25 protein-coding genes are annotated in these 25,481 nt (G+C 29.4%); 18 read left to right on the top strand and 7 right to left on the bottom strand.

The window, feature by feature from the left end:
• The first annotated feature begins 10 nt into the window (after positions 1 to 10).
• Positions 11 to 1,648: an acyl-CoA carboxylase biotin carboxyl carrier protein subunit gene (locus ACI2WZ_RS04120; protein WP_500244734.1), complete on the top strand. Its 1,638-nt coding sequence runs from the start codon at positions 11 to 13 to the stop codon at positions 1,646 to 1,648.
• Between the two features lie 226 nt (positions 1,649 to 1,874).
• On the opposite strand, the gene ACI2WZ_RS04115 is transcribed toward ACI2WZ_RS04120, so the two are convergent.
• Entirely contained in the window at positions 1,875 to 2,075 is a 201-nt protein-coding gene (locus tag ACI2WZ_RS04115; RefSeq protein WP_500222215.1) for a hypothetical protein, read from the bottom strand.
• A gap of 53 nt (positions 2,076 to 2,128) precedes the next feature.
• Here ACI2WZ_RS04115 and ACI2WZ_RS04110 point away from each other — a divergent pair, with 53 nt between their 5' ends.
• From ACI2WZ_RS04110 to ACI2WZ_RS04090, 5 genes are all read left to right on the top strand, one after another.
• Entirely contained in the window at positions 2,129 to 3,619 is a 1,491-nt protein-coding gene (locus ACI2WZ_RS04110; RefSeq protein WP_500244733.1) for a glycoside hydrolase family 1 protein, read from the top strand.
• A gap of 2 nt (positions 3,620 to 3,621) precedes the next feature.
• Positions 3,622 to 4,236 carry a hypothetical protein gene (locus ACI2WZ_RS04105; RefSeq protein WP_500244732.1) on the top strand — a complete coding sequence of 205 codons (615 nt, stop codon included), beginning with the start codon at positions 3,622 to 3,624 and terminating at the stop codon, positions 4,234 to 4,236.
• Between the two features lie 3 nt (positions 4,237 to 4,239).
• On the top strand, positions 4,240 to 5,646 hold the full coding sequence (locus ACI2WZ_RS04100) for a glycoside hydrolase family 1 protein (RefSeq protein ID WP_500244731.1): 1,407 nt from the start codon (positions 4,240 to 4,242) through the stop codon (positions 5,644 to 5,646).
• A gap of 109 nt (positions 5,647 to 5,755) precedes the next feature.
• Positions 5,756 to 6,058, top strand: coding sequence for a PTS sugar transporter subunit IIB (locus tag ACI2WZ_RS04095; RefSeq protein WP_500244730.1), 303 nt, complete (start codon positions 5,756 to 5,758; stop codon positions 6,056 to 6,058).
• A gap of 59 nt (positions 6,059 to 6,117) precedes the next feature.
• The gene (locus ACI2WZ_RS04090) at positions 6,118 to 8,229 is read left to right on the top strand and encodes a PTS sugar transporter subunit IIC (protein WP_500244729.1); all 2,112 of its coding nucleotides are present in this window, start codon (positions 6,118 to 6,120) and stop codon (positions 8,227 to 8,229) included.
• 43 nt (positions 8,230 to 8,272) lie between these two features.
• Here ACI2WZ_RS04090 and ACI2WZ_RS04085 read toward each other — a convergent pair whose 3' ends face one another.
• Complete coding sequence (locus ACI2WZ_RS04085; protein WP_023789925.1) at positions 8,273 to 8,470, bottom strand: hypothetical protein; 198 nt, start codon at positions 8,468 to 8,470, stop codon at positions 8,273 to 8,275.
• A 74-nt stretch (positions 8,471 to 8,544) separates the two neighbouring features.
• Here ACI2WZ_RS04085 and ACI2WZ_RS04080 point away from each other — a divergent pair, with 74 nt between their 5' ends.
• From ACI2WZ_RS04080 to ACI2WZ_RS04070, 3 genes are all read left to right on the top strand, one after another.
• On the top strand, positions 8,545 to 8,862 hold the full coding sequence (locus tag ACI2WZ_RS04080; RefSeq protein ID WP_500244728.1) for a PTS sugar transporter subunit IIA: 318 nt from the start codon (positions 8,545 to 8,547) through the stop codon (positions 8,860 to 8,862).
• A 21-nt stretch (positions 8,863 to 8,883) separates the two neighbouring features.
• Entirely contained in the window at positions 8,884 to 9,834 is a 951-nt protein-coding gene (locus ACI2WZ_RS04075; RefSeq protein ID WP_500244727.1) for an ROK family protein, read from the top strand.
• Positions 9,835 to 9,923: 89 nt separating this feature from the next.
• The gene (locus ACI2WZ_RS04070; protein WP_500244726.1) at positions 9,924 to 10,889 is read left to right on the top strand and encodes a 3'-5' exoribonuclease YhaM family protein; all 966 of its coding nucleotides are present in this window, start codon (positions 9,924 to 9,926) and stop codon (positions 10,887 to 10,889) included.
• Between the two features lie 37 nt (positions 10,890 to 10,926).
• Here ACI2WZ_RS04070 and ACI2WZ_RS04065 read toward each other — a convergent pair whose 3' ends face one another.
• The 3 genes from ACI2WZ_RS04065 to ACI2WZ_RS04055 are packed head-to-tail and all read right to left on the bottom strand — an operon-like array spanning position 10,927 to position 15,419.
• Positions 10,927 to 11,340 carry an HIT family protein gene (locus ACI2WZ_RS04065; RefSeq protein WP_023789917.1) on the bottom strand — a complete coding sequence of 138 codons (414 nt, stop codon included), beginning with the start codon at positions 11,338 to 11,340 and terminating at the stop codon, positions 10,927 to 10,929.
• 60 nt (positions 11,341 to 11,400) lie between these two features.
• The gene (locus ACI2WZ_RS04060; RefSeq protein ID WP_500222198.1) at positions 11,401 to 13,101 is read right to left on the bottom strand and encodes a lipoprotein; all 1,701 of its coding nucleotides are present in this window, start codon (positions 13,099 to 13,101) and stop codon (positions 11,401 to 11,403) included.
• Positions 13,101 to 15,419: a lipoprotein gene (locus ACI2WZ_RS04055; protein WP_500244725.1), complete on the bottom strand. Its 2,319-nt coding sequence runs from the start codon at positions 15,417 to 15,419 to the stop codon at positions 13,101 to 13,103. The genes ACI2WZ_RS04060 and ACI2WZ_RS04055 overlap by 1 nt, the downstream gene beginning before the upstream one ends.
• 176 nt (positions 15,420 to 15,595) lie before the next feature.
• Here ACI2WZ_RS04055 and sufC point away from each other — a divergent pair, with 176 nt between their 5' ends.
• From sufC to ACI2WZ_RS04020, 7 genes are all read left to right on the top strand, one after another.
• The gene (gene sufC / locus ACI2WZ_RS04050; RefSeq protein WP_500244724.1) at positions 15,596 to 16,336 is read left to right on the top strand and encodes a Fe-S cluster assembly ATPase SufC; all 741 of its coding nucleotides are present in this window, start codon (positions 15,596 to 15,598) and stop codon (positions 16,334 to 16,336) included.
• A 9-nt stretch (positions 16,337 to 16,345) separates the two neighbouring features.
• Positions 16,346 to 17,110, top strand: coding sequence for a SufB/SufD family protein (locus ACI2WZ_RS04045; RefSeq protein WP_500244723.1), 765 nt, complete (start codon positions 16,346 to 16,348; stop codon positions 17,108 to 17,110).
• Positions 17,111 to 18,325, top strand: a complete 1,215-nt coding sequence (locus ACI2WZ_RS04040; RefSeq protein ID WP_500244722.1) for an aminotransferase class V-fold PLP-dependent enzyme — start codon at positions 17,111 to 17,113, stop codon at positions 18,323 to 18,325.
• A gap of 18 nt (positions 18,326 to 18,343) precedes the next feature.
• Positions 18,344 to 18,781, top strand: coding sequence for an iron-sulfur cluster assembly scaffold protein (locus tag ACI2WZ_RS04035; protein ID WP_500244721.1), 438 nt, complete (start codon positions 18,344 to 18,346; stop codon positions 18,779 to 18,781).
• Positions 18,781 to 20,193, top strand: a complete 1,413-nt coding sequence (gene sufB / locus ACI2WZ_RS04030) for a Fe-S cluster assembly protein SufB (RefSeq protein WP_023789901.1) — start codon at positions 18,781 to 18,783, stop codon at positions 20,191 to 20,193. Before ACI2WZ_RS04035 ends, sufB begins: the two co-directional genes overlap by 1 nt.
• 77 nt (positions 20,194 to 20,270) lie before the next feature.
• Complete coding sequence (locus ACI2WZ_RS04025) at positions 20,271 to 21,488, top strand: SGNH/GDSL hydrolase family protein (protein WP_500244720.1); 1,218 nt, start codon at positions 20,271 to 20,273, stop codon at positions 21,486 to 21,488.
• Positions 21,489 to 22,416: 928 nt separating this feature from the next.
• Positions 22,417 to 23,007, top strand: a complete 591-nt coding sequence (locus tag ACI2WZ_RS04020) for a Pr6Pr family membrane protein (RefSeq protein WP_500244719.1) — start codon at positions 22,417 to 22,419, stop codon at positions 23,005 to 23,007.
• 12 nt (positions 23,008 to 23,019) lie between these two features.
• On the opposite strand, the gene ACI2WZ_RS04015 is transcribed toward ACI2WZ_RS04020, so the two are convergent.
• On the bottom strand, positions 23,020 to 23,469 hold the full coding sequence (locus tag ACI2WZ_RS04015) for a hypothetical protein (protein ID WP_500244718.1): 450 nt from the start codon (positions 23,467 to 23,469) through the stop codon (positions 23,020 to 23,022).
• A gap of 35 nt (positions 23,470 to 23,504) precedes the next feature.
• Positions 23,505 to 23,744: a NifU family protein gene (locus ACI2WZ_RS04010; protein ID WP_023789873.1), complete on the bottom strand. Its 240-nt coding sequence runs from the start codon at positions 23,742 to 23,744 to the stop codon at positions 23,505 to 23,507.
• A gap of 90 nt (positions 23,745 to 23,834) precedes the next feature.
• On the opposite strand from ACI2WZ_RS04010, the gene ACI2WZ_RS04005 reads away from it, so the two are divergent.
• Both ACI2WZ_RS04005 and ACI2WZ_RS04000 read left to right on the top strand, forming a co-directional pair.
• Positions 23,835 to 24,155, top strand: a complete 321-nt coding sequence (locus ACI2WZ_RS04005) for a S1 RNA-binding domain-containing protein (protein WP_023789871.1) — start codon at positions 23,835 to 23,837, stop codon at positions 24,153 to 24,155.
• 24 nt (positions 24,156 to 24,179) lie between these two features.
• Positions 24,180 to 25,460 (top strand): glucose-6-phosphate isomerase, encoded by a 1,281-nt coding sequence (locus ACI2WZ_RS04000; RefSeq protein ID WP_500244717.1) that lies wholly within the window; start codon positions 24,180 to 24,182, stop codon positions 25,458 to 25,460.
• The last annotated feature ends 21 nt before the right edge of the window (positions 25,461 to 25,481 follow it).

The following is a 25,481-nucleotide window of genomic DNA, read 5'->3' as shown; positions in this document are numbered from 1 at the left end:
GGCTATCAAAATGGAAAGATTAAAGTTTGAAAACTCTCGAAATTATAAAGGTATTGTCGAGAGTGTATTTGTGTCTGATGGTGAAGTTGTCAAGGTTGGCCAACTTCTAGCTAAAATTTCAACACAAGTTGAAAGTTTTGAAATTACTTCACCAATTGAGGGTATTGTTAAAAATGTATATGTTATTGAATCATTAATTGTGACTAATGGAGACATTATTTTTGATATTGTAAGTAGTTCTGAACAAACAATGGAGCCAACTCTTGATTTCACTAGCGGCACTGAAATTTTCAATGCTGATGATATACAAATTGGTATGGAAACAAAAAATATTTTTCCTACAGATAAATTTATGAGTGAAAATGAGAACTTCAAAAAAAGTGATGAATTTTTAAAAGCAAACTTTGATTCAAATGTAGAAGAAACTTCAAGAGATTTTGAAAACGCAGAAAACAAAACTGTCGAAAGCGAAGACACGCACACATTTAAAAATGAGTTTTTGAATAAATACGACGAAAGCATTAATGAAAGAGTGGACTCAGTGAATTCAAATGTCGAGCCCCTAACTATAAGTGATTCAATAACAGAAGAACTATCGCTTTGAGAATTGAATGAGAAAAAACGTGAAAGCAGTTTCACAGATGAATTTAATAAAAATTTAGAAAACAATCAAACAAGGAAAGACAATAATGATAACGTCTCGATTAAAGATCTTGAATTAAATAATCAGAGTGTTTCACATGTAAATGAAGAAGAACTATTGTCACAAATAGCTCACGAAATAAAAAGATTGAACAAAGCCTTAGAAGAAAAAGAGAGTGATTCAAACAAAAAAACGAGCCTAGTAATTAATGTAGACGAATCACAAAGTAATTATCTAGTAGATCGTGATGAAAAAGATAGAAAAAATGAGTTCTTAAATAAAAAACTTGAAGACTTGATGCTATCGGATAAAAACTCTATGGAAAAACTAGAAAGTCTAATCAGCAACAATGACCTTTTGAGTGAAGAGGTACGATTACTGAAGTTGGAAAACGAAAAACTAAATGAAAAACTACAACTTATAGAGAAAAGTTTTAGTTTAAGTTCAAAAAATAACGAAACTACAAAAAAATTTAAAATGAGTTTTGAAGTTGATATTACAGCATTAATGACTATATATACATTAATGCAAGAACCTTATTTAAAAAAAGGAATTGAACTTTCTTTATGTACTTTTTATTTAAAAGCATTCAATATGGTTTCAGAAAAATTTAATTTATTAGATGTCAATAAAAATACAATATCACTTGGTACCATAGACGAAAAAGGATTAAATTTTAACAACTTAGCTTTTGACTCTAAAATACCTTTAGATACTTTGGCAAACATAATGAGTGAAAAAGTTTCTCAATCAAATGACTCAAAACTAGTTATGTTTGAACTTTCTAATCATTCAGCAGAATACGTTAATTTAAATTTAGAAAACACTTCAGACATTTTATTAGTAGTGGGTGCACCAAGGTCAAAAGTGAAAGAAGATATGATACTTTCAAACATTGTAACAGTTTCATTTGAATTTGATTTAGATATTCTAACAAGCAGTGTTGCACTAAATTTTGCTAAAGAGTTTAATTATATAATTGGAAATCCTGGATTTATAATTTAAAATTCCCTTTTAATAAAAGGGAATTTTTTATTTTAAAGTTGCTACCATTTTTTTAGGTTCAAGACATTTATTATATGAATATCTAAAAAGTAGAATTCCTTGAAGGAAGTCATAAAAAAATACTTTGATAGTTTTTTTCTTATAAAAGTTTCTAAAATAATGGTGTGGTTCTAAGTCATTTTAAACGTTTATCACTACAAATTATTAAAAAAGATATTCAATACTCTTAATTATGACCATATAGAATAGTAACAACAATTACAATAATCGCTATAGTTCAAAATATTAAGAATGAAAGTAAAACTACTAATTTACTTCATGAAAAAAATTTGTGCATAACTTTATCAAAAAATCTAAAAACTCCTCATATGATAAATGGTAATGCCAAAAACGAACCCGCCAACACTGACCCAACTAAAATACTCATATTTACCCCTCATTTAATATATTTTACAACTAAAATTGAAAGGTATTATCACAATGCAAAAAGAATTTTTATTTTCCTTATCAACTAACGCATTTCAGGTTGAAGGAGGTCGAAGCCTGCATGGCCGTACCGACTCTATCTGAGATTGATTTACAAAAACGAATTATCACATACCACCGACCGGAAGTACTAAAAGAGAGATCAACTCCATAGAATTTAGTAGTGACCTTTATCATAAATACAAAAGCGACGTTAAAATAATGAAAGATCTTGGTATCAACTCACTGATTTATTGCCTTGACTGGACACGTTTATTTCCCAAAGATGAAAACTTTGTGAATCCTATGGGAGTACAATTCTATGATAATTTTTTCAAAGAGTTATGTGAAAACGGTATTAAACCAATACCAATACTATTCCACTGAGACACACCTTTATGGCTTGAAATCAAAGGTGGCTGATGTGAAAAGTATGTTTTAGATGCTTTTCGTAATTATTGTGCAGCAGTGTTTAAGTACTTGGGTAAGTATTCTGACATTTGATTTGTTAATGATGAGAACAAGACATTTATGTTGGATGGTTACCTAGGAGAAGCTATTCCACCAGGTTATAAAAGCGTACATAAGTTTGCTACTGCACTTCATAATTTAGTAGTTGGGGCTGCCATCGCTAAAGAAGAATTTCAAAAAGCAAAAGATTTAGGGTATGTAAGTAAGGAAGCTATTATTGGTATCGATGATGATTGGTCACCTCCAATAGTTTTCGACAATAGCGAAGAAAACAAAGAAGATTTAATCAAAAACTATAATATTTGGATGCGAGATCTTTGGATTCAACCTAATTTGCTTGGGATATATCCAAACGAGTTCATAGATTTTTTAAAAATAAATAATATTAACGCTAATATTGTTGATGGTGAGTTAGATTATATAAAAAAATACACCTTAGACTTCATAGGATGGAATTTTTATAGGCCTTACTTTATTGCTGATAGTAAAAAAGAAGTAAATCCAAAGTTAATATATAATAAACCTCTCAAGTTACCTTTCGGTGAATTTCAAATAGTACTCCCAAGGTCGCATAAAAAATATACTAAATGGCTTTGGCCGATTGCACCAGAATATTTAGAAATAGGGTTAAAAGCATATAAAGAAAATTATAATTTACCAATTATGATAGTAGAGAATGGTTTTGGTGATTTTGATCTTAAATCTAACGAAATGATTCTGGATTATGATAGATTAGAATATTTGCAACCAATATTAGAATCTGTTAGTAGATGTAGAGAATTAGATTTAAATTTGTTTGGTTATTCCTTATGAACTTATTGCGATATATTTTCTCCAAGTGAAGGTTATCGAAAAGATTATGGGATTATATCTGTTGACTTTAATTCTCCTATTAAAGAAAGAAAACCAAAATTAAGCTATTGTTGATACAAACAGGTAATTGAATCAAATGGAGTTAATACTTCAATTGATAAAACTAAATTAGAAAGGGATTTAAAAAATATTTTAAGAGATTGAAATATTTTGTGGAAGTAGATGTGATTAAACAATTTAAAATAAATAATGAAGAAGAAGCACAGCAACTTGATAAAGACTATAATGATTTTTTAGATAATATAAATAAGAAAAAATATATGTCAGTGCTGGAAGAGCGTAAACGTTTGAATAAAATTAACATTGTGTCAAAAATTAAAAGACCCCTATGTGAAGTGTTTAATGCCTTTTTGGTGATATCTTTAGAAGATATGAACCCCAATTTATCAATAGGCGATCTTGAAGAGGGATATTGATACAAGTCAAGTAAAAAAAATAACAATGTTAAGTTCAAGTTGAATAAATTTATTCCTAACAAGGAGATTCAACTTACTTGAATAGCAAATAATCAAATATTTATAAAAACTGTCACATTTTATTCATCAAGAGATGATAGCTTTACTAAAATAAGATATTCAGATTACGTTAAAGGAGATACTTCTATTATGGGTTTTTTTGAGCGTCATATTTTATCGGTTTATGTTAAGAGACAAAAACTAGCTTTTCATATTCAAATATTAAAAACTAAATTAAAGTTAAATATGGTATCAGAAGAAAACGAACATAAGGTTTTAAAAAAGATTGAGAGGTTATTGAGCTTTTCAAAAAGCCTAAGTTAATGAATGAAAAAAATGAAATTCTCAAAAGACTTTTGGTTTGGAGCTGCTACAAGTGGTCCTCAAACAGAAGGTGATTATAACAAAAGCAATCCAAATATATTTGACGACTGATACAAAAAAGATCATTCTGCATTTTGAAATGGTTTGGGACCCGATAAAACTTGTGACACGTATAATAAATATGTAGAAGATATACAATTGATAAAATTTATTGGCTTAAATAGTTTCAGGACCTCTATTCAATGAACAAGACTTATTAAAAATTTTCAAACTATGGAAGTTGATGAAGATGGCTTTATGTTTTATATAAATTATTTTGAAAGTATAAAAAAAGCAAATATTATACTTGTTGTAAATTTATTTCACTTTGATATGCCTGTTAGTCTTGCAAAGTTAGGGGGTTTTGAGAATCGAGAAGTTATATATAAGTTTTCCGAATATGCAAAAATATGTTTTCAAAAGTTTGGTAATTTAGTTGATTACTTCACAACTTTTAACGAACCTGTTGCAGCAGCAGAAAACCAATATTTATACGGTTTCCAACCACCTTTTGTAAAAGATTTTAAACGTTTTATAGCGGTTTCTAATAATACTATGCTAGCTCATTCATTAGCGGTGCAAGAATTTAGAAGTATATTTGGTACTAAATCAAACAAACAAATCGGAATAATTTTAAATTTAACTCCATCTTACCCAAAAAACTTAGCGATAAGAAATATAAAAGCATCTATGTTGCGTGATTTAATTTTTAACAAGTTTTTTCTGGACGCTGTGATAAAAGGTAAGTACCCTATAAAGCTTATCAAGTTCTTAACTAAAGAAAAATTGATGTTTCCTGTTCATGGAGATGATGCAAACATATTGGAAAATGGAAAGATTGATTACTTAGGTGTAAATTATTATCAACCATCTAGAATAAAAAAATCCTGTTCGATTAACAACACACCACCTTGAAATTGATTTGAAACATACAGATGAAGCAAAGGACGCTTCAACCCCTATAGAGGGTGGGAGATCCACCCTAAAACCATTTATAAAATTGGTATCCTAATTAAAAAACGTTATACAAATATAAAGTGATATATCTCTGAAAATGGTATGGGTGTTGAATCAGAACATAGATTTAAAGACTCATCTGGTGTAATTAACGACTCTTATAGAATTGATTTTATAAAAGAACATTTATATTGACTAAATAAAGCCATCAATAAAAATTCGAACTGTTTTGGTTATCATGTTTGAACATTCATAGATTGTTGAAGTTGAGCAAACTCTTTTAAAAATAGGTATGGACTAGTAGAACTTGATTTAGAAAAAGGGATAAGAAATATTAAATACTCTGCGTTATGGTATAAAACACTATGTTCAACCAAAGAATTAACTATAAAAGCAATTAAAAAAAGTAAATAAGAAGCACTCCTATACCTCGTGGGAGTTTTTTTCAGTTTTTAATATTTTTTCCATTTTTGAAGTTCTAAAATGGAAAAAGATTATAATAATTTTAAAGGAGGCAAATGGAATGAAAAAAATATTATTAGTTTGCTCGGCTGGTATGTCTACCAGCATGCTTGTAAAGAAAATGCAAATGTATGCAGCTTCTAAAAAATTGGATTATGAAATAGTTGCCAAAGGTATTGCCGAAGCTAAACCAGAACTGAATTTGTATGATGCCATAATGGTTGGACCACAAATTAGTTACGCCCTTGAAGATATCATAAACATGACTAACAATGTTCCGGTTGAGTTGATACCAACCCAAGTTTATGCAATGGCTAAAGGCGAAGAAGCAATGAAACAAGCTGAAAAAATGATGAGTAAATAGTTAAACATTTATATCAATTTTATTAATTATTAAATTTGTCTAGAAAGAAGGTTTTTATTATGTCGAATAATAAATTTAGTCCTGATAACAAGACACGATCTAGTAAAAGTAATGGTTTTAAACCATGATTTAAAACCAAATTCATACCAAAAGTGGCAAAAATAGGTAATCAAAGACATTTGGCTGCCATTCGTGACTCATTTGGTACAATGATTCCACTTATTATTGCTGGATCAATAGGTGTATTGGTAAACGCAATAGTGTTTGGTGGCGCTGGATCAGGATATGTGTCGTTATTAGGTTTATTTGCAAAAGCAAGTCACCCTGAGTTAACGTGGGATGGTATCTCTAAACTCTTGGGTGGCACAACAAATGGTTGAGGACAAACTTCAAAGATTTGTGGGCTGGCCTTTGGTCATATGAATACAGTAACTGTTGGAATGATGTCAATTTATTTTTCATTCTTATTTGGTTATTATATATCACTAAGTAGAGGATTTCAGCAACCAATAATTGCTGGATTAGTATCAACTGCTTCATTTATGTTGGCTGGATTAGGAGAAATTGCATTCTTCATGGATGCAAAAGGTTTGATTGGTGCTATTCTATTTGGAATTATCGCAACCGAAGCTTTTGTATATCTTTCATCATTAAGAGCACTTAATATTAAAATGCCAGATGGCGTTCCTCCAGCAGTTGGAAAGTCTTTCGCAGTATTTTTACCAGCTGTAATCACATTGGCTGGAATAGGGGTATTAAATATTTTTGTGTTAGCACCAGCGATAATAACTGGTAATCTAACCGTGACAGGTAATAATCAAGCTCAAATTGCAACAAATCTTCAGGAAGTTGAAGGTTTACTGGATAAAGTTAGGGGATTAACAAATACTCAAATTGCTGAGTTATTGAAAGTAGATGCAGATTCACCCTGAATTAAAGATATGTTTAACAACTTAACAACTGAGAAGTTCAGTCAGTGATACAATAGTCAAGGAAATGATATTAAGTCATTGGTTGCAGCTTTATTTCTAAATCAAGGTCAAAATGTAAGTTTAGGTGACTTTCATCATTTAAATGCTGATAATATCTTAAACTTTGGGTTAGATGCAAATGGTAAAATAGCTGCCCTTACTGGGTCTTATGTTTCTACAAAACTAGGTCCTACACAGTTTGGTTTGAACGCTGCAATTTATCAATTCTTTACTTCTTGATTTATTGGATTCGCTACAGGTAGTGGTGGATTAGGTCTTGCAATAGTATTCATATTCTTTGTTGGATTCTTCTGATTCTTTGGAGTTCATGGATCAAATCTAATGGCCGGTGTATTTGAACCTATATTTTGGATGGTTCTTGGAATAAATACATCATTAGTTAATGGATTAGGTTATGATGTCGCTGCTGCAACAGGATCAATGGGTGTTTTCACTAAACCATTTTTCGATTCATATATGTATGTTGGGGGTAGTGGTGCTACTCTTGGATTATTAATAATGACGTTTGGATTCTCTAAACGACGCGAATTAAAAGAAGTTGCTAAATATGCAACACCAGCAGGGGTTTTTCAAATAAATGAGCCAGTTATTTTTGGTTATCCAATAGTTTTAAATGTTGTGTACATTGTTCCATTTATTTTTGCCCCTATACTTAATTTATTTATAGGTTGAATATTTTCACCAGCTGTTCTGGGGTTTGTAAAATATTCTTATGTAGCTGCTCCCTGAACAGCTCCATGATTTGTAAGTGCCATAATTACTTCATTAGATGGAAAAGCAATTATTCCAGCAATGATTTGCTTTGGTGTGGATTTATTATTTTATTTACCGTTCATATTATTAGACAATAAGTTATATTTCAAAAAATTAAAAGCTAATAACCCTGAAAAATATGAACTAGAGAAAAAATATTATTCTGATAAAGTATATCGTTATGAAGTTGACACAGAATCTAAAGTTAAATATTTAGAAGAAAAATCTGAACTGATGTTAATGGATGCTGAGTCACAAATTACTTTTTGAAGTAGAAGAATGACAAATAAAGAAAAACTTGAAAAACGTAAAGTAGAGCTAATGAAAAAAGCACAAGTTAAACATGATAAATACATTGAACAATCTAAAAAAGTAGCTAAAGCTAGAAGCGAAAAACTTATGGCTTTAAGAAATAAAAAAAGATAATTAACTTAGATTTTTTAAAAGTTCTACCTTTGGGGTAGAACTTTTAAATAACAACATACAATGATAATACAATTATTAGAATTATTAACAATGAGGTTACCATTGCACCAATTAAATATATCTTCAACTTATTTTTGACAAAGTGATGAAAAAATCTCTCCAGTAATTCAATAACTATATATATAATAAAATAAATAATCAATGGTACAAAGCTAAAGTAAGCTACACTTGAAAAATGCATTGTCTATCTCCCTTTGGTAAATCAAGTACATTATAACAAGATATTAATATAGAATAACTTTATAGGAGAAAAATATGAAAGATTTGAATTTTGAACAAGTATCATTCACTATTATCGCACACGCTGGTGAAGCCAAGGGAAAAGCTATGGCAGCAATAAAGTGTGCTAAAGAAGGTAATTATAAAAAAGCACAAGAGTTAATCGTAGAATCTGAAAAATCTTTAGCCGTTGCCAGTCATACACATATGGATATAATCTCAGCCGAAGCATCAGGGGAAAAGATAACTATACCAGTTTTATTTATGCATGCTGAAGATCAGCTTTTAACCACTGAGACTGTTATACTTTTGTCTAAAGAAATAATTGAGATTCACGAAAAAATAAATAAATAATTAGAGGATGGAGAATATATTATGATAAAAGCATTATGTATAGATATCGGGGCTACCTCTGCTAAATGTGCACTTTTTGAAGATAACAAAACCTTATTTAGATTTTTTGTAGATACCACGAATAATAAAGATATAGTTAAAAGAATACACGAAAAGTTTAATAAAAAGTGTGAGGAATCTAACATAAAAGCCGATGACCTATCATTCATAGGGATTGCCTGCGCTGGATTAGTTGATTCCACAAATGGTATAGTTGTATTAGCTTCTAATTTAGGATGGAAAGATTATCCGCTCTTAGAGACCACTAAAAAATTATTCAAAAGTAATAAAGTTTTTATACTCAATGATGCAAAAGCTGCCACTTATGGAGAATGAAAGTTGGGTTTAAAGGGTAAAAAGAGTTCAATGGCTCTTTATTGTATCGGAACAGGTATCGGTGGTGGTGCTATATTTGATAATAAATTAGTAATGGGAGATAGCTCTGGACTACCTAGTGAACCCGGTCACGGTGGTGGGTATCAAAATACAATCAAATGTGCTTGTGGTCTAGAAGGGTGTATTGATCCAATTAGTTCAGCTACTTGAATTGAGAAACAATTAAATTTGGTTGGTAGTAAATCGACAGGAAAACTTGGTGAGTTATATAAATCAAACAATAACTTACATATAATTGATATCGTAGATTTATTCAAGGAAAAAGACAAGGAAGTAATTAGTATATTTGAAGAAGCTGTGGAACCATTGGCTAAATCAATGTCTACACTAATTCATTTCTTGGACTTTGAAACTTTTGTAATTGCTGGTGGACCATCGAATTTAGGACAACCACTTTTAGATATTATTAAAAATCAACTTAAACGCTTTACACTTCCCAACTTTTTAAATAAGTTAGATTTGCGAACTGCTAGCCTAACTAATTGATCAGGAACTTATGGTGTCTATGAGTACGGAAAAGATAACTATAAAGACTAAAAACAATATTATTAAATTGCAATTAATTCTAAAAGCACTTATTAATGAGTGTTTTTTTTGTTAAAATTACAATATTATTGAGGTATTGTATGAGAATAAATGAAATTAAGTCTGAAACTAAGAATTTAGTTTTGATAGCAAGAGTTGAAAAAGTAATATTATCAACAGGTAACAACGGTTCAAATTATCTAGTAGTTTATTTAGTAGATAAGACAGGAAGGGTTGAAGCAAGGCTTTGAAATTGTGATGACGCAGATTATGAAACTATCAAAGCAGATAGTGTTATAAAAATTGAGGCAGTTGTAAACGTTTATCGACAACAAATTCAGTTAAAAATAAATACATATGAAGTTTTGAAAGAAGAAGATTTTCATAAGTATGATATTACTGAGGAAACTTTTTCTATATCAGCTCCTATAAACGTCGAGATGAATTTTAAAGTCTTGATGGAATTTTTAGAAAAGTTAACCAATGAAACATATAAAAAAATAACCATGTCAATTATTAAAGAATATGAAGATGAATTTAAAACATATCCTGCAGCAACTTCTATACACCATAATGTAGTTGGTGGCTTATTTTGACACAGTTTTTCACTTTTAATGGCAGCCAAAGGATTGAAAGAAGTGTATCGTTATGCTGAAATTGATTGAGAACTAGTTTACTGTGGAACATTGCTACATGATATCGGTAAAGTAGTCGAAATGAAAGGTAAAAGAGCAGCAGAGTATACTGATGAAGGTAAATTACTTGGTCATATCTCTATTGGTAATACCTTCATATCATTGAAAGAAAAGGAACTAAATATTGATTCCAAATTTCATAATGAAATTGTTAAATTACAACATGTAATTTTATCAAGTCACGGTAAGAATGAATTTGGTTCTCCTGTTGAACCAGTTTTGATAGAAGGTATCATAATTTCTTCGTTAGACGCACTTGATGCTAGAATTTACAAAGTTAACGAAGAGCTTATGAAAGTAGAAAATTCAGGTTGATCTTCAAGAATAATGACAGAGGATGGAAGAAGTTTTTTGAGACATTATAAAAAATAAAAACACTTTACTTAGGGAAACTAGTAAAGTGTTTTTCTTATTCTTTTAATGCTTTATATATTTCACTAATTGCCGACATTTTTGATTCGTCCTTATTTATTTGGAACAATAATCCTTCACCTTTTTGATACTTCGGAACTATATGTTCATGATAATGAAACACTGATTGATAAGCATCACTTCCCTGATTAGAAACATAATTGAAACCAATAGGTTTCATAGGCAATTTCTTAGTTAATAATTCAGCAACTTGTTTTTTGGCAATTGCAACTTCCTTTAAAAACAAGTCATCAGTTTCTTGTAGGTTATTGGAATGATTTTTAGGAATAACCAAGGAGTGTCCATCTGTATTCGGAAACATATCCAAAAATGCCAATACAAACTCGTTTTCATAAATAATATTACTTTCTATTTCTTTGTTTGATATTTTACAAAATATACAATCTTTCATCTTATTTACCTCTAATCTAATTGTACAAAAAATATAAAAAAAAACTATTTTAAAATAGTTTTAATCGTCTTTATCTTTATCATTTCTTATGTATTTACCAATTTGATCATATAAACCAGCAAAGTAAATTTCTTTTGCGTTAAGATATTTTGAGTATAAAGTTGTTTTAGCTAAATCTGCTGTTCCTGTATCTTGTGATACTAGGTATTTAATTTGATTTAAAATTGTTGACTGTTGGTCATTTAAATCTTGCACGTCTTTTGAGTGTAATTTTTTATTATTCTCTTGATTTCAAACATCTTTATATCTTGAATTGTTTATCAATGATGGACCAAACTCGATTGCTTTACCTTTACCATCTGCATCCTTAATTTCGTATACTTTACCGCTGCTATCATTTTCTTTACTTCCACCAAGCAACTCAATCATGTATAGAGGAAGTACAATTACAACTTCTGCTATGTTAGAGTTCTTTGCGTCTACAAAATAAGGTGTTAGGTTATCAAATAATATCCCTGGTTTCTTAGCTTCTTTAACTTTATCTTCATATTTAGCTCCAGCAATAGGACTTGTTCCTAATGATGTACCATTTTCATATAAAGTGAACCCTTTGAAACCTTGTAATCCAAAGAAAGAATCGTAAGCATTTGTATTGTCTCCATTATAAACTGGCAATTTTTCTTTTTGATCTTCAAATGCACTAAAGAGCTTTTTAATGCTTTCACCGCTTTTCAACTCTCCATTTGCTTGATTTATTTCTTTAATACCTTCTACAATTTTTTTGATAGCATTATTATTTTTGTTCTCTGTATTGTCAAACTTCAGTGATCAAACCATTCTAACGTTCGTAGTTCAATCTGTAGTTGTTGAGCTATTTCAAGATTGTGTTTTTGAGAAAATAGGAGACCCAGTATTGATATAAGGGGAACTTCCTTCTTTTGCAGCCGACACTGTGAACATATCTGCTTCCATGAAAGACATAGTTAATAAGTTTTCAATAATTCCTGATAATAATTTATTTTTGAAGTAATCTTGAAAACGTAATTTTAAAGCTGTTTTAGACGAAATATTTATTTTTGTTGATTTGCCATCGTTTAGCACAACGAAAAACGGTGATTCTTTTTTATTAGCGTATTCTTGAGTTAATTGTTCAAGAGTAGGTAAATTATTTGATCCACCTTTACCATCTTCATTGAATACTTGTCATCTCTTATCGTTTATTTCGATGTAACTACCAACGGGAACAGTTTTTTCGTTATCGGTTTTGTATTCTTTTATTTTAGTTTCTTGGATTACATTCAAGTTATATAAAGATTTCAATAATGAATTATCTAATCTTTTACCACTAGCTATTGATTTTGTGTACTCTGTGAATAATAAGTCTTCTGCGATAGAACCAGCGTTATTTAAATATGAATCGATGTAAGACTTTGGTATAGAATCCTTACTTTCACCACTAGCGTAGTCATATTTTTTTAAACCTAATTTATCTAAATTATAATTTGTAGATTCATAACCATATTGTTGACCTATTAATTCGTCTATTATACTTACAACAACCTTTGTAATATCTTCATCTGAAAACATATCTCCAAAGTCTAAACTAGCCATATCCGAACCTTTTAATTTTGCGATTAGTTGTTTAGCCAATTCTCTATTTAGTTTTGGAGTTTTAATTCGTTCTTTATTACATGCGACTACAACTCCAGAAGTAGAGGTGAATAAAGAAATAGCACCTAAGATTCCTAACAATTTCTTCATTATTTTATACCTCCGTTATTTTTTTTGTAATTGTAAGCTATTGAGTTTAAATCGTAAATACTTAGTGAATAGTTAAATGCGTTAGTTTTAAAAGTTTGAACACTTTGAGCACCATTTTTGTCTACTGCGTGTCATCAAACTTTATTTATTTCCTCTGCTAATTTATCGGAGTTGAATATATCATTTTTTACTATTTCTTTTGGATAACCAATATTTGTTTTTGTGTCTAATTCTTCGATCATTTTTTTGTATGCGTCAACAAAAACTCAAGAAGGGTTGTTTGTAACAACAATTTTCATAGATTTTATTGCTCCAATTGTTCAATCACCGATTTTTTTAGCAATAGCTTGAGCTTTTTCGTTATTTCCATCAGGTCCAAATATAACAAATTGTTCTATAAAAGATTTGTCTTCTGTTAGCTTATCTTCTTGTTTGCTGGTCATTGTTTGGAAATAGTCATAAACCATAGTTACTCAATAAAATTCTTTTTCTGATGAGCTTGAAATTGTTGCTCAAGCTTTAACTTCTGCCATTATGTCAAATCCAACCGGTGATCCTTTAACACCTTTTAACAAGGAGTTATTTACTAAGAATTTTAGATATGGATTAGTAACTGTTGAGTTTAACTTATCAAAATATCTATCTTCACCTGTTTTTCTTCAAAAATCATAAATTTTTTCTTGAGTTGTTAATTTATTAAACTCTTTAAAATCATTAAGACTCTTTTGAGTTTCTTTATCAATACCATTTTTTGTATCGTCTATTATTTTTTTAGCACCTTTTTCTTTAGTTGTTGTAGATGCTTCTAACTCCTTAAATCCATCTATTGAAACTATATGAATACCAGAGGAATCTATGTATACTAACTTATCTTTATCTTCATCACTAAGCTTTCTATAAAGGTTATTTGATGCCTTATCGAAGCTTCCAGTTCTGTTTAAAGCTGTTATCAATTTACCAAAGTCCTCTTTTTTATATTCTTTCTCAATATCGGTTTTTGTTGTTCACTCAGGGACTTTCACTTTATCATTTTCATCTGCTCTAGTAACATCAGTTTTATATCTTTCACCTAAAATATAATCATATACAATTGAACTCAATGTTGGTGTGAAGTCAGTTGTATTTGTCAGTGTCAATAAATTATCATAATGTTTAACTGTAGCTTTAGAATGTGTTGTTGAACCTTTTGCCATAATTTCACTTCAAGATGTTTTATCAGTAATTATTTGTTTTAAAAGTGTTCAAGTTTGTTTAGAATTAACTTCGTTATCTCCTTCAAAATCTGATGGTAATATACCGTCATCGAAAGTTTTATTATCAGAAAAAGCAATAGTTATTTCACTAATAGCTATTGGGGCTTTGGCATTGTAATATTTGTTTAAAAAGAATTGTTGTGAATTACTCAACATACCCGCTCTAGTATCAGCTCCACCTGTAACTAATTCATTTAAATCGGTTGGAACATCATATTTTATATTACTTTCTTCTATTTTCAATGCTTCGTCAACTTTTGCTGAAATTTCATCATCAGTACTTTGATCATTAACACTTGATTTTACTCACTCACCAGATGCTTTAGTAGAGTTTATTATTTGTTGTAAAGCCTTAACATCTGATTTTGCTGCATATAGTAATTTATCTTTATCATCTTTAACAGATTTTAAAGTAGCTAATTTTCTTTTAACTTGTTCAACTGTTATTCAAGTAACTCCTAATTGGTCGGTATTTAAAAGAATATCTAGAAGAGCTTTTGTAACGTTGTTAGAAGAATCTGTTAATAAAATATCAGATTTATATTTACCTTCTAGTAGATCTACATCCATATCTTTTACTTTATCTTGATAAACAGAATACTTACCAACAAGCATTTCACATCATTTATCTCATCATTTTTTACCATTATCTTTTTTATATTTATCTTTTTCCCTTTGAATTTTTAAATCCACAGCTTTATTTAAGGTGTTTCATTTATCAGATAAAGCAGAAGCTAAACCAGCGCTTATGAAAGCGCTTGAGTTATTCAATTTGATTTCTCCATTTTCTCTAAAGTTTTTTTCAGAGTTAATTAAAATAGATGCATTGATTGTTTTTAAAAAATCTAATGCAAAAGTTTCTCTGTTTTTAGGTCCATTTTCATTAACTAATTTTCATAATACGTCTGATGCATCGATATTAGCTTTTCCATTCAATGAATTTAAAAAATTAATTAGAATAGAATTTCCATCTTGTTTTTTGTCATAGTTCGTACAAGCAACTGCCATCGAACCAGCACTGGCAGTAATTGCAAAACTACCTAGTAGTGTTAATAATTTTTTCACACTTTTCACTCCTTGATTTTGTATCAACATAATTATAAAGAAAAAAAGACTAAAAAAGAGTGAGAAATTCAATTTATTTAAGTACATAGTATAAACAAAAAAAATTATAATTTGTAAATAAATTATCTATTTTCTTCATTCAGGCAATATAATTAAAGAGGTTAAGGAGTTTTAAAATGCACACATTAAAAATTATTAATTTACACGTAAAGATTGAGGATAAGGAGATCTTGAAAGGAATAGACTTGGAAGTTTCATCAGGGGAAATTCATGCTTTGATGGGTCCAAATGGTAATGGAAAATCAACATTACTGATGGCTATAATGGGTCATCCAAAGTACGAAGTAACTGAAGGAGATATTTTGTTAGACGGAAAATCTATTTTAGATATGAGTGTGGATGAAAGAAGTAGAGCAGGGTTGTTCTTGGCAATGCAAAACCCTCAATCTATACCTGGGGTAAGCAATTTAGAATTTTTGAAATATATTGTAAATTCTCATAGTGAAGAACCTAAAAAACTGCAAGAGATTTTTAAAGATATTAAAGCCAAAGCAATGAATTTAGATTTTGATTTAAATATGCTTAAAAGATTTGTTAATGATGGTTTCTCAGGTGGAGAAAAGAAAAAGAATGAAATACTACAATTGAAAATGTTAAACCCTTTATTTAGTTTGATAGATGAAATAGACTCAGGACTTGATGTAGACGCTCTAGAAATTGTTTCTAAAAACTTGAATGATGATGAAATCTCTAAACAAGGTTTGATTATCGTATCTCACTATGATAGATTTTTTAAAAAGATAAAACCAACTCATGCACACGTTATTATAAATGGAAAAATTGTAAAAAGTGCGGGTGGCGAGCTTGTTGACCGTATCAATAAAGAGGGTTACAACTGAGTTAAGGATTTAATTTAGGTGAACAACATGTGAAAAAACCCAAATTTTATTGATTATAGAAATAATTTAGCAAGTGAGTTAGTCTTAAAAGCGGATGAAAACAAGGTAATTTTATTAGGTGATTCTGATGGAAAATTAAATATTGTAATAAAAGCTAACACTAGTGTTAGCTTAACAATCTTGTTTTTGCCGATTGAAAACTCGGAAAATGACAAAAACTTCAATATTAACATAACTATAGAGGATTCTTCAAGGCTAGACTTAAAAATAGCTAACCTTATGAATTGTAACGCCAATGATAATCTTGAAATCAATTTAAAAGAGACAAGCTCAAGCATTGAATTCTATAGTGCTACTATTGTTAACAAAAATTTCATCAAAAATAGTGTTATAAAATCATTACACAATGCACGTAACACTAGTTCAAATATTAAAGCATATGAAGTATTAAAAAATGAATCGAAGGGTTTTATAAGATGCATCAGTGATATTAAAAAAGGATCAAGCTCTAGTGAGGCACATCAAGAATTAAGATTATTGGTGTTAGATAAGAAAGCAAAAGCAGACTCTGACCCTGTATTATTGATAGACGAAAATGACATCGTTGCTAGCCATGCAAATGCTATTGGAATGCTTGACCCTGACCAAATATTTTACTTATTATCAAGAGGACTTAACAAAGAAGAAGCACAAGAGTTGATAATAAATGGATATTTTGAACCTGTGTTTCTTTCATTAAACGACGATGAAATCGTAATATATCTTAAAGATATATTGAAAGGAATGATTTAAATGGACTATAAAAATTATTTTCCATATTTTAAATATAATCCAGATGAAATTTATTTTGAATCAGCAGCAACAAGTCTAAAACTAGAACAAGTTATCAAAGCAGAAGCGGAATATAATGAAAAAATTGCAGCAAATACTCATAATGACTTATTTGATAATGCTTATAAGGCTAATGTTATTTTGGACACAACAAGAAAAATGACAGCTAAGTTTATCGGAGCGAAAAATCACAATGAAGTAATTTTTACCAGTGGTGCGACTCATTCATTAAATCAAATCTGCTTTGGACTCAAAACATATTTGAAGAAAGATGATGAAGTAGTTTTAACAATTCTAGAACACTCTTCAAATTTATTACCTTGAAAAGTATTAGAAGAGGAAATAGGGATAAAAATAAAGTATCTAGATTTAAATGATAACGGATCAATAGATCTGAACAAAATAGATAACACAATAAACAAAAAAACTAAAATAGTATCATTCGCTAGTGTTTCTAACACAGTTGGAGCAAGCAACGATGTTCAATCAATAGCTAATGCCATCAAGAATATAAATAACGATATTATCATTGTTGTTGATATTGCTCAGTCAGTACTGCATACGAGAACAAATGTTGAAGAATGAAATGTTGATTTTGTTGCTTTCTCTTCACATAAAATGTTCGGACCTTTTGGATTAGGTATACTTTGAGGGAAAAAAGAAAAATTAGATATATTAAAACCACTTATTTATGGTGGTGGTAACAACGTTAATATCACATTAAATGAGTACAAACTTGCCCAGATTCCTCAAAAATTTGAGGCTGGAACCTTGAATTTAAGTGCAATTTATGGTTTTTTAGAAGCACTTAAGTTTATTGATAAGATATCAATTGAAAAAATACAAGAATACGAAGAAGGTTTAAAAAGATATTTGGTTGATGAATTATCCAAAATTGATGTTTCTAAATTTGAGTTTTATAACTTGAAAAATCCACAACCAATTGTTTTATTTAATATGATTGGTGTTAGTTCGCAAGACTTCGGAGCATTTTTGAATAAAAAATACAAAATATCTGTAAGAGTTGGTAAACATTGTGCAAGATTATCACATTTAAAAACCGGAGCATTAACTACTATTAGAGCTAGCTTTTCAATTTATAATACACGTAATGACATTGATATATTCATTAAAGCATTACTTGATTGTGAAAATTGAGTTAACGAATTAATTTAAATAGAAAAGAAAAAAATTATGTTTAATAAAGAAGATAAAATTATTTTAAGACAAATTATTATGGAACACTTTACAAGTCCATCTAACAAAGGTTTTTTAGAACTTTCAAAAGGAATATTTAAAAATCAGGACTCAGCTAGTTGTTCAGATGAAATCAATGTACAAATAATTTTTGAAGATGGAAAAATAGTAGATAGTAGATTTGATGGTGTTGCTTGTTCAATATCAACTGCCTCTATTGATATATTATGTGATCAAATACGTAATAAGGGTAAAGAAGAAGCTCTTAATATTTTGTATAATTACCATAATATGATTTCGGGAAAAAATTACAATGAGGATATTTTGGATGAATTAATAGCTTTTTGACAAATTCACCATCAAGGCAATAGAATAAATTGTGCTCTATTAGGAGCTGACGGTTTGAGATATATTTTAGAAAATGAGGTTAAGTAATGAAGAAGTTAAAACAAGAGGAAGAAATTAAAAAAATAAGTGAATATAAATACGGATTTAATGAAGGGGAAGTATCTTCGTTTAAGGTTGAAAAGGGGATTAATGAGGACATTGTTCGTCAAATTTCTAAAATTAAAGGTGAACCTGAATGAATGTTAGAGTACCGTTTAGATAGTTTCAAAAAATTTTCTCTTAAACCACAACCAAATTTTGGTCCAGACTTGAATTTTGTGGACTTTCAAGATTATTATTACTATACCCGAGGTACAGATAATGTTGCCACAAGTTGAGATGATGTACCTGAAAATATTCGTAAAACATTTGATAGATTAGGTATTCCCGAGGCAGAAAAAAATTTCCTAGTTGGTATAAATGCGCAATGAGACGCCACTCCGATCTATGAACAATTACAAACTGAAATATCAGAAAAAGGGGTCATTTTTACTGATTGTGACACAGCATTAAAAAAATATCCAGAATTATTTAAGAAGTATTTTGGAAAATTAGTGCCAAATGACGACAATAAATATGCAGCATTAAATGGTGCTGTTTGGTCAGGAGGAACTTTCATTTACGTACCTGAGGGTGTTAAGTTAGATATGCCGCTTCAAGCGTACTTTAGAATTAATTTCAAGCAATCAGGTCAGTTCGAAAGAACGCTGATTGTAGTTGAAGATGATGCTCAAATTCACTATATTGAAGGTTGTACAGCCCCTGTTTACTCAAAAAACAATTTACATGCAGCAATAGTTGAAATATTTGTTGGTAAACGAAGTAGTGTGCGATATACAACTGTTCAAAATTGAAGTGATAATGTTCTTAATTTAGTAACTAAACGAAGTCTTGTTGAAGAGGATGGAAGAATGGAATGAATTGATGGTAATATTGGTTCTAAAATCAATATGAAGTACCCATCTTGTATTTTAAAAGGTGATCGTTCACAAGGTGATACAATTTCTATTGCGGTTGCTAAGAAAGGTGTTTATCAAGATGCCGGAAGTAAAATGATACATTTAGGCAAAGAAACCAAGTCAAAAATAGTATCAAAATCAATTACTTTCCAAGGTGGAACTGCAAATTATAGGGGTTTAGCTTATATTGGTGAGAATGCAACAAATTCTAAGGCAAGAGTTGAATGTGATACTTTAATATTAGACAATCAATCGCACTCAGATACCATCCCACAAAATAAGGTTCACAATAATGAGTCACAAATTGAGCACGAGGCTACTGTGTCAAAAGTGAGTGAAGAACAATTATTTTATCTAATGAGTCGTGGTTTGAGTGAACAACAAGCACTAGAAATTATAGTTATGGGTTTTTTAGAACCATTCACAAAAGAATTACCTCTTGAGTATGCTGTTGAATTAAATCAACTTATAAAAATGGATATGGAAGGATCTGTGGGTTAATAAATTTAACCCATTTTTTAATATATAAAAATATTTTAGTTTAAAACTCCTTTAAAATGTTTCAAAGGAGTACAAGTATGAAAAAAATAATAAACTTAGTTTTGCTATCGTCAATTTTTGTTAGCGCACTTTCTTCCATTAGCTGTTCCACTATTTCAAGCACAACGCAGCCTAAAAATTCTTTTAAAAACTTCTATGTTTTAGGAGATAGTCTTAGTGACACTGGTGGCTATGAAGCAATTGCAAATAGCGTCATAAAATCAAATAATCAAGATGCTATTTTTAAATATGCCGGTTACTATAATAAAAATACTCATAAAAATAACTTGGCATCAGCATCTAATGATCAACCCGCTGTGGAATGAGTAAATAACTTATTAGGATTTGGAAATATGGGTCCTGCAGGCGAATTGTTGAGTGATGAATATAAAGGCGGAAGGAACTATGCTATAAGTGGTGCAAGAGCTAGCGATGATATAACATTAAACTTAACAGAAATTGGTATAAGAAATTTTAAAATGAAAGCAGATTTATTTTCTCAGGCTAGTGCTTTGACTTTGCAAAATAAGTTATCAAAGGGAGATTTGGTTTTCATTGAAATTGGTGGAAATGATATGAATGCAGCTCTAGAAGCATTTTTGAGTAGTCGTTCTATAAAAGATGCAACGGATTTGCTTAACAGAAGTAAAAATAATATTAGCAAAACTTTAGACATAGTTTTAAAGACTGGCGCCACTGTCTTATATATGAACTCACCAGATTTAACCTTAATACCAATTTTAAAAGGTGGCGAACTTGATAAGAATGGTAAAGTAACTAAACTCTCTGAAATGGCACCAAAGTTTACATCATTAATAAAAAAATATGATATGCAATTTTCGAATGAAATATCAGAAATAATCGATAGTTATAAAGAACAATACAAGGGACAAATAGAGTATTATGATTTATACGGTAATTTCAAAAATATTATGAATGATTATAAAACATTGATGTTAGAAGAATTTAGTTTAAAAATAAACACTTTGAATAACTTTGGTTACTCGTATACAAGATCACAATATGAAGACAAAACTATCGTATATGAATTTAGAAATGACCCGATTTCAACACATAAAAATATGGATATAAATGAGTTTTTCTTCATTGATGGTGTTCATCCAACCAAGTATGTTCATCAGTTTGTCGGTAAACTTATTTATAATGAAATCTGTGACTTATGATATCAAGGTCTTAACAAAGTTTCGATCAACCTTGAACTTATGGGAAATGATAAATATAAGCAAAACAGATAAAGGCTAATGTAAAGCCTTTTTGTTTTATTTTTTTTATATTGATCTATCTATTGCTTTTTAATATTTATTTCCTATAATATTTATGATTTTGAAAAATATTTTTTAAAATAAGAAAGGAAAGACATTGGATATAGATTCAAAACATAATTTGAATTTCTAAATAACATGTAAAAGATATTCTTAGTTTCAATCTTACAGAAACGTGTAATGAGGATATATAGTGAAAGGGTAGATTTTATAGAAACTACCAAATAATGAATTGTTAATAATGATTCTTATACGTCATAATTATTTATTTGAAGCACTATTTTCTAAGAAATATCATAATACTCAGTTTTTTAATATGTTATATCTTTTGTAGAACGTTTTCGCACTAAAATATATTACCCAGTATTAATTTAACAACTCATTTTATTGATTACTTATAAATAGAGAGAGGTGTCATTATGTCAAATGTCACAAGTTGCAATTATTCTGGGTGCATTTCTAAACCCAAAAAAAGCCTATTAAATTTCTATTATTGTAAAAAACACTATAGATGGATTAAAAAAACTAGAGGATAGTTTTTAGGGTGGTTTGGGTGGGTTAAGATATATAAATTATCAAAACTTTTTCCGTCTTACTTATATTTTTCATAATTTTCTAAAGTCCTTGGGAAATTATTGACCTCATTTCATGAATGAGGTTTTTTTGTATCCTTATGAAGTTTTGTTATATAATAAACAAATAAAAAGGATCAGGATTAAATATGAACATAAAGTTTAATTTAAATTCAATAATTAAAGATTGAAGATGATGGTCGTACGTTTTTATACTGATCTCATTAATTTCTTCATTAATTTATGGTTTTTATTATTGTGTTTTAAAAGAATATTGATACGTAAGTGAAACTAGTATCTATGCTAGTTTACTTAATTACGATGCACTTATGAGTTTTTTTTCAGTACAAGTAACAATCATCACGATTGTTTGACTATTATTATTTGTAATAAAAAGCTATAGAAATCAAAAAATAATAGAAAGTGATTTTCAAATCTCGGTAATCAATTATAATTTATTGGTATTTATAATCTTTTGGGTTGGTATCATCTATAGTTTTGCGAATGAAAAAGGTTTTTTAGAAAATTACAGTAAGAATCAGGTCATTTGTACTTCAATTACACACTTCTTCTTACCTACTTTTTTATTGGTTTTATATCCATTTACAGCAGGAAATAAATATATTAACTTTAAAAAAATCTTCAAAGAAAAAACTTTTTATAAAACAATGATATACCCTATCTTTTACTTGTTTTATATACTTGTAAGGGGGAAAATATACCAAAATGATAAAGCGTCAGAAAACTCTTGACCATATGATTTTCTCAACTTTGATAAATTATTAATTGGTAACTCATTGTTTGGTTATATTATTTTACTAGTACTTGTGTTTTTCATATGATTGATCTTGCACCATTGATTGATAATTTCTATCAATAATCTTATTTATAAAAAAACGAAAAAAATAGAGAAAAGCTAGTTTCTCTATTTTTTATTTTTGATCTATTTTATATTGATTTTCACCGTTACATTTGTAGCATGTTAGAACAGACATAGTGTTTTGATATTTAGTATTTTCTGTTCTAAATGAAAAGTTGTTTATTTCTGGTATGATTTTATCCACGCTTTTAAAGTATTCCATGTATTTTTCTGGTGAAGAACGTTTTTTACAATTTATACAACGGAAATTACGAACATCAAATCTTTTGATTACAGCTTGTATTTGAGCAAAATACCACTCGAAGTCATTTTTTGGATATTCACTTGAGAAATATTTATCAAATGCGTCGATTAAAGCACGTTCACCTTCTTCTAGTTTGGCTTGTCTGCTAGCAAACTTTTTGTAAAGTAGAGGTAGCAATAATGATGCTGTAAATAGTGACATAGCAGAAACTGCAGTAAAAATAGCTGATATTAATCCAGTTACTTCTTGTAAACTCATATTTTTTTACTCCTTTATATTTTTTAATTTTTGAATTACATTACTAATTCAACACCTTCGATGTCATAGGGAAATTCTTCTAATAATACACCTTCGACACCTTCTTTGAAGGTGAGCTCTGTGAGACCACAGCCAACACAGTTGCCTTTTAATCTAATATAAACTAATTTGTTTTTAATAGCAACAAATTCCATATCACCACCATCTTGTGATATATAAACTTTTAATTGGTCCAAAATTTCAATGACTTTTTTTTCTAAGATATTTTTTTCCATTTTTTTCTCCTTATTTTGAAAAAAAATACAAAATATATACTTTATTTCTAAGATAAGTTTATAATCATTTATGAAGGAGAGCAATAAAAAATGATAAATATAGGTCAAAAAGTTACAGCAAAAGTTACAAGTATCGTTAATTACGGTGCATTTTGCGAAATTATTGATGGTGAAAACATTATTAAAGGTTTAATCCATATATCTGAAATTTCTGACTTTTACGTTAGCGATATCAACGAGTTTTTAACTGTTGGTAGCGAAGTTGAAGTTGAAGTTATTGATATTATTCAAGATAAAAACCAAGTAAAATTAAGTTACAAACGCATCAGACCAGATTTAGTTAAGAGTGATGACTCTAAATTAAAAGAAACTGGCAGCGGATTTGATAACTTAAAAAATAGTGTAGAATAAGCCATAAAAAAAGAGGTATTTTTTATGATTAAAATAGATTTTTCAAATTCAAAAATTGAAAAAGAAGTAAAAAACTTTGACATTTCAAAAATTAAGCAAATACATGAGATGATTGAAAACCGTTCTGGTTTAGGAAGTGATTTTCTGGGTTGATTAGATTGACCTGATAATTATGATAAAACAGAATACAAAAAGATGAAAGAAGTGGCTGAAAAGTTACGAAATCAAATTGATGTTTTAATTGTTATCGGTATTGGTGGAAGTTATTTGGGTGCAAGAGCAGCTGATGAAATGATACGTGGTCTTTATCACAAGGATAAAGTTGAATTAATATATGTTGGTAATACAATAAGTTCAACTTATACACAACAAGTTCTAGATTATCTAGATAATCTGGAGTTTGGTATTGTTAACATCTCCAAATCAGGTACAACAACTGAACCTGGTATGGCATTTAGGGTGTTCGAACAATATCTTGTTGAGTCAAAAGGCAAAGATGTTGCAAAAGAAAGAATTGTAGCGATTACAGATAAAGCCAAAGGTGCTTTAAAAGAGTTAGCTACAGCAGAAGGTTATCAAACTTTTATAATTCCCGATGATATTGGTGGAAGATTTAGTGTTTTCACACCTGTTGGAATTTTTCCGCTATTGGTGGCTGGTATTGATACTGATGCTATTTTCAAAGGGGCAAGTAAAGCCGTTAAAGAGTTAAAGGACATTAATAACGATGCATATTTATATGCTGTGTCGCGTTATTTATTGAATACTCAAAAAGGCTACGCTGCTGAAACTTTAGTTAGTTATGAAATTCAGATGCAAATTTTTACAGAATGATGAAAGCAATTATTTGGTGAATCCGAAGGTAAAGATGGTAAAGGTTTACTTCCTACAAGCTGTATATTTTCAACAGATTTACATTCATTAGGTCAATTTATACAAGAGGGAACAAAAAATGTGTTGTTTGAAACTATCATAGATGTTAAAAACCCCACACATGATTTAAAAGTTCCTAAAAATAAAGATGATCTTGATGGATTAAACTATCTTACTAACAAGACTTTTCATGAAATAAATTCAACCGCCCTAGTCGGTGTAGTTGAAGCACATTCTCAAAAAGGTCTAGTTCCAAATATTTTGCTGAAGTTTGAAAAAATGGACGCCGAAATGTTTGGTTATGCAGCTTATTGATTTATGAAAGCTTGTGCTATGAGTGGTTATTTGTTGGGTGTCAATCCATTCAATCAACCAGGAGTAGAAGTTTATAAAGAAAATATGTTTAAATTATTGAAAAAACCCGGTTATTAAAATAAAAGTTACGATAATATT

This window comes from Spiroplasma endosymbiont of Megachile willughbiella (assembly GCF_964273395.1).
GTDB classification, from domain to species: Bacteria; Bacillota_I; Bacilli_A; order Mycoplasmatales; family Mycoplasmataceae; genus Spiroplasma_A; species Spiroplasma_A apis.
This window is presented reverse-complemented; position numbering and strand designations above follow the sequence as displayed.